The 9,917-nt window shown below is 46.4% G+C and carries 3 protein-coding genes; 1 reads left to right on the top strand and 2 read right to left on the bottom strand.

Annotated elements, in window-relative coordinates:
• Window positions 1-171 precede the first annotated feature (171 nt).
• The gene (glgP, locus tag AC23N5_RS28055; RefSeq protein ID WP_487758067.1) at window positions 172-1,818 is read left to right on the top strand and encodes an alpha-glucan family phosphorylase; all 1,647 of its coding nucleotides are present in this window, start codon (window positions 172-174) and stop codon (window positions 1,816-1,818) included.
• Between the two features lie 100 nt (window positions 1,819-1,918).
• Here the strand turns inward: glgP and AC23N5_RS28050 are convergent, their stop codons facing one another.
• Complete coding sequence (locus tag AC23N5_RS28050; protein ID WP_487758066.1) at window positions 1,919-6,676, bottom strand: family 16 glycosylhydrolase; 4,758 nt, start codon at window positions 6,674-6,676, stop codon at window positions 1,919-1,921.
• A gap of 168 nt (window positions 6,677-6,844) precedes the next feature.
• The gene (locus tag AC23N5_RS28045) at window positions 6,845-9,865 is read right to left on the bottom strand and encodes a ligand-binding sensor domain-containing protein (RefSeq protein ID WP_487758065.1); all 3,021 of its coding nucleotides are present in this window, start codon (window positions 9,863-9,865) and stop codon (window positions 6,845-6,847) included.
• Between the last annotated feature and the right edge of the window lie 52 nt (window positions 9,866-9,917).

The raw sequence follows: 9,917 nt of genomic DNA, 5'->3' as shown, positions 1-9,917 counted from the left end.
GATTCAAGGCTATCGTTGAGGGATTCGCCCTCAAAAATACCACCCCAAATCAACAAGTTATGGGGTTACCATAGGTTTTGAGAAACCTGCTGCACACCAATGAGAAACCTGCTGCACGATTAGGTATTTTTTCTTAGCTTAGCATCCTTAAACCTATGATGATTTACTTTTATGGCAAAAAAACTTCCTGCGGCCTACGCACATCCGTATGCGTTCGATGCTCGCTTTAAAAAATCTGCGGTCTATTTTTCAATGGAATTTGCCATTGACCAAGCCCTAAAAACCTATTCGGGTGGCTTGGGATTTTTAGCGGGTTCTCACATGAAAAGTGCCCACGATTTAAAACAAAATCTTATTGGAGTCGGCATGTTGTGGAAATTTGGGTACTACGACCAAATGCGCAATGCTGACAATAGCATGATGCCTCAGTTTCGGGAAAAAATGTACAGCTTTCTGAAAGATACGGGCATCCGCTTCCAAATTACGATTGCCAATAAGCCCGTGTGGGTAGCGGCCTATTTTCTCGACCCAACGACTTTTGGGACGGTTCCGATGTTTTTCTTGACCACTGATACCGACGGCAACGACACCTGGGCGCGTCAAATTTCGTATCGGTTGTACGACTCCGACCCAGCCATCAAAGTGATGCAGTGCATGGTCTTAGGCATTGGAGGAGCAAAGTTTTTGGATGAACTTGGCTACGACCCTGACATTTACCACCTCAACGAAGCCCATGCGGTATCGTCGGTTTTCTACATGTACCAAAAGTTGGGTAAAAAAGAAGCCGTTCAGAAGAAGTTTGTGTTCACTACGCACACGCCCGAAGAAGCAGGTAATGAAAAACATGACATTCACTTTTTGAACGACCTGAGCTTTTTTGCGGGTCTTAAATTGGACGAGGTTCGCAAGATTACGGGCATTTCTGACAATGTATTTAATCACTCGTTGGCCGCGCTTCGATTGAGTCACCAAGCCAATGCCGTGTCCAAACTTCACGGGGAAGTGTCGCGGCAGATGTGGGGATGGGCCAAGGATATTTGTGACATTGCCCACGTAACCAACTCCCAACACAAAGCCTCTTGGGCGGATGCCGACTTAGAAAAAGCCCGCGAAAAAGGCGATTTAAAAGCCCTCGAAAAGCGTAAAAAAGCGCTAAAAGGGCAATTGTTTAAAACCGTAGCCGACCAAGCGGGGAAACTTTTTGACCCGAATGTGCTTACCATCGTTTGGGCGAGACGTTTTGCAGGTTACAAACGCCCTGACTTACTTACCCGCGACCAAGAACGCTTTGACCGAATTATGCGTAATAAAGACCTCCCGATTCAGTTTATCTGGGCAGGGAAGCCTTATCCCAAAGACGAGGGCGCCATTCAAACGTTTAATCATTTGTATTACCTCAGTCACCTCTACCCCAACATGGCGGTGCTGACGGGCTACGAATTGGCCTTGTCGAAGCAGCTCAAAGAAGGCTCGGATGTATGGCTCAATACGCCCGTGGTGACGCGCGAAGCTTCGGGTACCAGTGGAATGACGGCGGCGATGAACGCCAGTCTCAACTTTTCAACCTACGACGGCTGGGTGTGTGAATTTTCTCGCCACGGCGAAAACTCATTTATCGTTCCCGTCGCATCTGACCACAACCGCGACGGAGAAGATATTTCCAACATGCTTGACATGCTCGAAAACGAGATTTTGCCGCTTTATTACCAACGCCCCAAAGACTGGTACAAGACCGTCCTGACAAGCATGAATGAAGTAGGCGACTTCTTTAACTCTGACCGCATGGTGGCGGAGTATTATGAGAAGGTTTATAAATAATTGGGAATTACGAGTTTAGAATGACGAATTTTCTGACTCTCTAAACAACAAATGGGCTGTTTCTTCCGAAACAGCCCATTGTCATTGATGCAAACGGTTATTAATCTACTTTTACTACTTTCAGGGTTGCTTGTTTCGCTGGGGTTGTCACATGCAAAAAGTACATTCCGCTGGCAAGGTTTCCAACTTCAAACTCTTCGTGGTGGGTGTTGGTTTCGGGCACGAACAGACGTCCCAATACCTTCCGACCCGATGCGTCCGTCAAGGAAGTTTGTACCATTTGCCCCTTGCTATCTTGCACTTTCAAGCGGAGGAGATTGGTGACGGGGTTGGGGAGAATTGTAGCGAAAGACCCGTTATCGGTTATCTGTTTTCCGTCATCCGACCCTTGCCCTTTGCCATTTGCCTCTTGCCCTTTGCCATTTGCCTCTTGCCCTTCGCCCATTGCCATTTCCCGCGCTGCGCCTACTCCAACCCCGTCTTTTGACTGGATACGGAACCAATATTCTTGGTAAACCAACACGTTTCCTTGGGGTTTGCGGGTGGCAGGATAGACACTTCCCCAGCCTTTTTGATCCCAATAGCGAACGCTCAGTTTGTACAATCCTTTGGGTAAGCCCGCGTCATACACATTCGCTCCTGCACCATTGTCTTCGTAAAAACCATACGCAGGGTGGTTTTGGGCGTACAATTCCGTAAAACCATCGCGATTACCGTACATAAAGTAAGGAGCATTGTTTTCGTGGGTATTGTACGAACGCACCACGCCTGTCTCTGGGGTAGCTCTCATATCAAACGTTAATGAACCATTTGTACCGAGGGCACAGGCATCAGCATGAATAGTCCAGTACCGTGGTGCCATTTTGTTCACATTTTCAGCAAAATACAAGGTTGGGTTTTGCTGGGTACTTTCCTCCAAAGACGGCCCACCATCTGACGTGATAAATTGACTGTCCCACTCACTACGGCTATTGGACGTTTTAACTGCCGATTTACTTTGACCAATATTGATAAATGTCAAATCAAACGCTTTCCATCTCACCATTTTAGCAGCACTTTCCCCACTTTCGCAGCCTCCTGCAAATACACATTTTGCTTTAAAGGTCTGTTGGGTTACGTTGTTGAAAGCTACTTGGAAACTGTTTTCATTAACACCCGTATTCCAGAAGGCTTTACTACCCGCAGGGCAATTGGCCGAAACCGTCACAGTCGTTCCTGTACAAACAGTTGCTTGTGAAACTGTAATTGTTGGAGTCGCAACTTGTGATACAACGGTAAAGGTAATCACCTCACTCTTATCGCTTAACTTATCGTCGGCCGACTTACAACGAGCGTAGTAAGAAGTAGTGGCTGTAGGAGTTTTGGCGGGTAAGTTAGGCAATGCTTCGTTGGTCGTGGCATTGTACCACACCACCGCAGAACTTCCGCAATTGGCCGTACCTGAAAAATCAACAGGAGTTCCGCAATTGCCCATCGGCGAAAGGCTCACAATTGGGGCAGGGGCGGTGTTTCGGTAAAAATAAACGTTGTCAATCCATACAGTTTTACCTCCACCTTCGCCTACAATTATCAACTGAGCTACGTGGGCTTTTGAAGTCATCCCTGTGAAGTTGCTTAAAGGCACATCAATGGAGAACCATGAGTTCAAGGTCGGGCTAAATGTCAACTCGTGCTCGGTATCATCACCACCGCCAAACGTACCATTGGCGCCAAAATCTACCAATTTCACCTTGAACGTACTCGCATTGGCCGTCCACACATCCGCGTGGAAGCGTTCCATCGAAGTGGCATTCACCACGGGGCCTGGGCTGTGAAACTCCACCCCTGCAAATGTCAGGTTGCTGTACTTCTTCGTCGCATCTCCCGCAATCATCACGTCCGACACATCCGCCATGTCCCACGGGGCTGACCACGTATCCACGGCGACATTGGTGTAAGCGTTGCTGAACAACGAAATCACGTTTGACGACGGTTGGGTAGGCATTGGGGCAGCCACCATTGGTTCTACTGGGGGTAATTTGTAAAAATAGACGTTGTCAATCCACGCTGTTTTACCATCCGCAACAAAAAGTAATTGGGCTACGTGCGAACGAGATGTCATTCCCGTGAAATTACTCAACGGTACATCAATCGAAAACCAAGTGCCAAGCGTCGGCGTAAACGACAACTCGTGCTCGGTATCATCGCCACCGCCAAAAGCACCATTGGCTCCAAAATCCACCAGTTTTACTTTAAATGTTCTTGCTGTAGCCGTCCACACATCAACATGGAAACGCTCCATCGTTGTAGCATTTACGACGGGGCCTGGCGTATGAAACTCCACCCCTGCAAAGGTCAAGTTGCTGTATTTCTTGGTCGCATCGCCCGCCACCATCACATCCGACACATCTGCCATGTCCCACGAAGCCGACCAAGTATCCACGGGGGTGTTGGTGTAAGCATTACTAAAGAGCGAGATTACGTTCGACGATGGCTGCGTGGGCGTAGGAGCAGCTTCAGTGGGCTCAGTTGCGATGGGCGTTGTTTTGTAAAAATAGACGTTGTCCACCCATACGGTTTTACCACCACCTTCACCCACCAAAATCAACTGAGCTACGTGGGCTTTTGAAGTCATGCCTGTAAAACTACTCAACGGCACGTCGATGGCAAACCATGAATTAAGGGTTGGCGTGAAGGATAACTCGTGCTCGGTATCATCGCCACCTCCAAACGTACCATTGGCACCAAAATCCACCAATTTTACCTTGACTGTACTCGCATTGGCCGTCCACACATCCGCGTGAAACCGCTCCATTGTGGTGGCATTCACTACGGGGCCTGGGGTATGGAACTCCACGCCTGCAAAGGTCAAGTTGCTGTATTTTTTCGTGGCATTTCCTGCCACCATCACCTCTGTTACATCCGCCATGTCCCACGGTGCCGACCATGTATCCACGGCGACGTTGGTATAAGCATTGCTGAACAATGAAATTACGTTCGACGACGGCTGCGTCGGTGTTGGAGCGGCGACCATTGGTTCGGTTGGAGCTTCACTTGTTCGGTAAAAATATATATTATCTAGCCAGACGGTCTTGTCTCCCCCACCCACAAAAATTAACTGAGCAAGGTGTGAACGAGAAGTCATATTGGCAAAAGCAGTTAATGGTACGTCGATGGCAAACCATTCTCCCAACGTAGGCGAAAACGATAATTCGTGTTCGGTGTCATCGCCACCACCAAAGGCACCATCCGCGCCGAAATCCACCAATTTTACCTTAAAAGTACTGGCATTGGCTGTCCAAACATCCAAGTGAAAACGCTCCATGATACTGGCATCTACCACGGGGCCTGGGGTATGAAATTCGACGCCTGCGTAATTTAAGTTTGAATATTTTTTTGTGGTATTGCCCTCAATCATCACATCTTCCACATCTGCCTGATCCCACGAAGCCGACCAAGTATCTACGGGCGAATTGGTGTAAGCATTACTAAATAACGATTTTACATTGGCCGACGGCTGGGTAGGCGTTGGGGCTGCCACCATTGGCTGGGTCGGAGGTAATTTATAGAGGTAAACGTTGTCAACCCATACCGATTTATTTCCGCCATCACCCACAATGATTAACTGTGACAAGTGAGCTCGCGAAGTCAAGCCTGTAAAATTGCTAAGAGGCACATCAATCGAATACCAGTTGCCTAATGTGGGCGTAAAAGTCAATTCATGTTCGGTATCATCACCCCCACCATAAGCGCCATTGGCTCCAAAATCGACCAATTTAAGCTTAAAAGTACTGGCGTCTGGCGTCCAAATATCGGCATGAAAGCGCTCCATCGAACTGGCATCAATCACTGGCCCAGGGGTATGAAACTCCACACCAGCATAGGTAAGATTGGTGTATTTTTTTGTTGCATTACCCGCCACTGCTACATCTTCTACATCGGCCACATCCCAAGATGCCGACCACGTATCTACCGCAACGTTGGTGTAAGCATTACTGAACAACGAAATCACGCGAGAAGCAGGTTCAATTGGCGTAGGAGCCGCCACCGTTGGCCCAGCCAAACTGGTTTCTTGTTGGAATACCCTCACATAGTCCACGTACATCCGTTGGGGAAAAGTGGTAGTTCCATCTGGGTTACCAGGCCAATTCCCCCCTACTGCAACGTTAAAAATGAGGAAAAATGGATCATTGAAGGGATAATTTCCCGTGATGTTTGCCTTTGTCACCGTGGTAATCAGGTGTTCATCTACGTAAAATTTGATGATATCTCTTTCCCAAACCATTGAAAAGACGTGAAAATCTTGCGAAAAATCACCCGATGGAAGTACATAATTTGCGGGAAGGTTGGTTGACCCACCCCCTGGAGGTGCCCAGTGAACGGTGCTGTACATTTTGTTTGGTTCATGTCCCAATAACTCCATAATATCCATTTCACCACAAGCTGGCCAGCTCACTTGGTCGATGTTTTTTCCAAGTGACCAAAGTGCAGGCCAAATCCCTTGTCCTTTGGGTAGTTTTGCCCGAATGTCGATGCGACCAAATAGAAAATCGCGTTTGCCTTTGGTCAACAAACGAGCGGAGGTATAATCGCGGCCCTCGTAACTTTCTTTTCTGGCTTCAATGACAAGATTTCCGTTGTTCAAAAAAGCGTTTTCGGGACGATTGGTGTAGTACTGCAATTCGTTGTTTCCCCAACCCGAACCACCAATATCGAAACCCCAGTTGGCAGGGTCGATGGTGGCTCCGTTAAATTCGTCGCTCCAAATCAATCGGTAGCCCGGAGGCGCTTGCCCCCAAGCCCTGCCCGTCGAAAAACACACTAGCATCCCAATGAGCATTGCACTGAGACAAAAAACATGGCGTACATTGTTTTTCATTTTACAAGTAACAGTTAAGGTAAGAAAATCAGAAATCATAGGTTAAATGCGAGACGCGTCGCTAATTGCTCGCAAACATTCAATTTTTTCTCATTTTATTACCAAAAATCACTTGGACATTAACTGGACAGGGCAAAAATTGGGTTTAAAAACCAGTTTTTTGAGTTGTTAGAACCCTCTCAGGTAAGCTGCTAGGTCGTCTTTCGGAGTTAAGTCTAACCGTTTTTTAAGTCGGTAACGACTTTTTTCCACCCCAGTTACTGATATATTTAGGATAGCGGCCAATTCCTTATTGGTCATATTTAGGCGCGTAAGTGCGCACATTCGGAGGTCATTCTGGGTAAGCGATGGGTGTTTTTTTAGAAGTTCGGTGGTAAAATTTTGATTGACTTCATCGAAATACAAGGTAAACTGCTCCCAACTTCGCTCTCCTTCAATTTCGGTTTCAATCGTCTTTTTAAGACTCTTGAGGCGTTTGATTTTTTCTGTTTCTTCGATGTTCCGAATATCTTCCAGTTGCTCAACGATGCTGATAAGGATTTCATTTTTATGCGCCATTTGCACCGCCGTTGCCATTAGCTCCGTATTTTTTGACTGTATTTCGGTTTCTAATTTTTCGTTTTGCAAGTACAAAATGGCCTGTTCGGCCGCTAAATTTTCGTTGGTCAGGGTTAAAATGGCACGATCCGATTCCAGCACTTTTTGTTTTAATGCCATTTCGCGGCGCGAGGTATAAATTTGTAAAATCAACCTAGCCAAGGCCAACGTCAGCAACCCCATGACTAGCTTAAACCACCACGTTTGCCAAAAAGGAGGACTAATGACAATGGTGAGCGTTTTTTCTTTACTCCAAACGCCATTATTATTGGTTCCTTTCACCCTAAACACGTAGGTATCAGGCTCTAAGTTTGTATAGGTAACGAGTCGTTGGTCGCTGTTCGTCATTCGCCACTCACGGTCAAAACCCACCATTTGAAAAGCATACTGATTTTTGAGTGGGTCGGTAAAATCAAGGGCTGCGAACCCAATCGAAAATATGTTATCGGCATACGACAACTCTACATTGGAGGCGTGCTCTAACGATTTATTCAAAACGATGCGACCATCTGGTAGCTTTCCTGTTGGAACGGATTGGTTAAAAAGTTTAAAGTCCGTCAAGACCAATTCAGGCGTTTTTTTCAAATACCGCACTTCTTCGGGGCGAATCAATGTCAGTCCGTTGATACCTCCAAAATAAAGTACTCCATTATCGCTTCGTAAACCCGTAGCTTGGTTAAATTGGTTAGACGTCAGGTACGAGTTTTTGGTAAAGTCAAAGTTAAGCCACTGGTTCGATTCAACCTCAAAACGGCTTACGCCCCGAAACGTACTTACCCATAAATACCCATCTTTGTCCTCCACAATGCCCATGACGGCATTAGAAATCAAGCCCTGTTGCTCCGTAAAATGTCGAAATTGCCCATTGCCAAGCCAAAGATTCAATCCACCGCTTTCGGTACCAATCCAAAGCCGTCCTTTAGAATCCTGAAAAATACACCGAATATCGTTGGCAGATACGCTTTTAAGGTTCTCTCTTTCGTACTGAAACCGTTGGCATTTCGCCGTTTTTGTGTCAAAAATATTTAGCCCTTTGGTATCAGTCCCTACCCAAATTTGGTCATTTTTATCCGCAAAAATCACCATGATATCATCACTCGAAAGGCTATGAGTGTCTTTAGGGTGATGGTTGAAACGGGTAAACTTCCCCTGTTCAATATCATCCAATCTAGCCAAACCTCCTCCCAAAACTCCCACCCACAACTTCCCCAAACGGTCTTCCGTCATTGTCCATACGTTATTTCCTCCGATGGTAGTGCGGTCAGCTGGGTTAAACCGAAAATGTTTAAAACGTTGCGTTTTGGGTTCAAAGTAGCTCAAACCATTCTCAAAATACCCCAACCATAAACGTTGACGGGAGTCTTCAAAAATAGTTTTTACCACGCTTCCGTAGCCAACGGGCTGGTTAGGAATGGGAGAAAAAGTCTTCAGACGGTTGTCAAACCTATTGAGCCCACCTCCGTCGGTACCGATGTATATCTGGCCATTTTTAGCCTCGCAAATACTCAAAACTGAGCGATGGCTCAGTTCTCCCTTTCTGCTACCCGTTTGCGTAAGCGTTTCAAAACGCGTTTTGTGCGCTTTATAAACGTTGATTCCCCCATTAAACGTACCAATCCATACGTTTGCATCGCGGTCAACGAGGATATTCAGCAAAGCATTTGAGTTTAATTTTCCTTGCGTTTTTCCGTACTGAACCGATGAAAACGTCTCGGTTTTAGGGTCAAAAATATTTAAACCCCCACCATCGGTCGCCAAAAGCAGTTCGCCGTTGGTAGCCTGAGCAATACCCATGACGTTGTTAGAAGAAAGCCCCTCGGACATAGCGTATCGACGAATCTCTAAGGTCGCTTTGGCAATTTTATACAAACCAGACCCCTGCGTTCCTACCCACAAATCACCCTGTTTATCGTTGAAAAACACTTTTCCAAAACTCTCAAAATCGGTATCATTTTTCCCATTAGCATGGAGTGGGTGAATGCGTTTTTCGTCAAAATAGTAGATACCTTTTCCGCTAGTAGCTATCCAAATGCGGCCTTGGCTATCTTGGCTAATGTTTGCTACTTCATTGAAGGCAAGCGGCGAATTTGACGCATCAAAATGCCTCATTTTCTTTACTTTAGGCTCATAGCACCATACGCCCGCCCCAATTGTGCCAATCCAAATGCGGCCTTGTCGGTCTTCAAACAGGTGCTTAATCCACTTTTTTGCCAAAGGTTTAAATGGCAACTCATTGCTCAAATTTCTGAACTCACCCGTGTTGACTTCCCGTAAATTAAGTCCTTCCGTTTGCGTCCCTACCCAGAGATTTCCCTTGGAGTCTTCCAGAATCGCATGAACACTTTTTCCTTGAAACGAAGACATACCACTCCCCGACTGCCGAAAAACCCGACACTCATATCCATCAAACCGTACCAAGCCATCTTTGGTCCCCGCCCAAATAAAACCTTGCTGGTCTTGGGTTAGACAAAATACGGTATTGTGTGGCAATCCTTCAGTGATGGTCAGGTAATCGAACTGTTCAAAGTTTGATTGCGCTAACGCCGTTTGCAGAAAACCTACCAATAAAAGAAAGATTGAACTTCGGAGCATTGGGTCAAGAATCAAAAGCGAAAGGTACTACGAACATCCGTAAACGACAAAA

It is taken from the genome of Runella sp. R5_40 (genome assembly GCF_057652295.1).
This window is presented reverse-complemented; position numbering and strand designations above follow the sequence as displayed.

Coding starts and splice junctions, on each gene's coding strand:
- glgP (WP_487758067.1), top strand. CDS start 172: ATGGCAAAAAAACTTCCTGCGGCCTACGCACATCCGTATGCGTTCGAT.
- AC23N5_RS28045 (WP_487758065.1), bottom strand. CDS start 9,865: ATGCTCCGAAGTTCAATCTTTCTTTTATTGGTAGGTTTTCTGCAAACG.
- AC23N5_RS28050 (WP_487758066.1), bottom strand. CDS start 6,676: ATGAAAAACAATGTACGCCATGTTTTTTGTCTCAGTGCAATGCTCATT.